1 protein-coding gene is annotated in these 626 nt (G+C 39.6%); it reads left to right on the forward strand.

Annotated features, from left to right (window positions below; translation table 11 throughout):
* The coding region (locus tag PL11201_RS25590; protein WP_200816880.1) for a leucine-rich repeat domain-containing protein at positions 1-626 on the forward strand (626 nt) is incomplete at both ends.

A 626-nucleotide genomic window follows, 5' to 3' on the forward strand; every position in this document is an offset into this window, starting at 1 on the left:
TCAGTTGCACAGTCTACAAACACTTGATTTAGAGCGTAGTTATCTGAAAGCACTACCACCGGAAATTGGTCAGTTGCACAGTCTACAAACACTTAATTTACAGCATAATTTTCTGACAGCACTACCACCGGAAATCGTTCAGTTGCACAGTCTACAAACACTTAATTTAGAGCGTAATAATCTGAAAGAACTACCACCGGAAATCGTTCAGTTGCACAGTCTACAAATACTTAATTTAGAGGGTAATTCTCTGAAAGCACTACCACCGGAAATTGGTCAGTTGCACAGTCTACAAACACTTAATTTATTCTATACTTCTCTGACAGAACTACCACCGGAAATCGGTCATTTGCACAGTCTACAAACACTTTATTTACAGTATAATTCTCTGACAGCACTACCACCGGAAATTGGTCAGTTGCACAGTCTACAAACACTTAATTTAGATCATACTTCTCTGAAAGCACTACCACCGGAAATTGGTCAGTTGCACAATCTACAAACACTTAATTTAGAGCATACTTCTCTGGAAGCACTACCACCGGAAATTGGTCAGTTGCACAGTCTACAAACACTTGATTTAGAGCGTAGTTATCTGAAAGCACTACCACCGGAAATTGGTCAGT

It is taken from the genome of Planktothrix sp. PCC 11201, from assembly GCF_900009135.1.
Lineage (GTDB): Bacteria > Cyanobacteriota > Cyanobacteriia > Cyanobacteriales > Microcoleaceae > Planktothrix.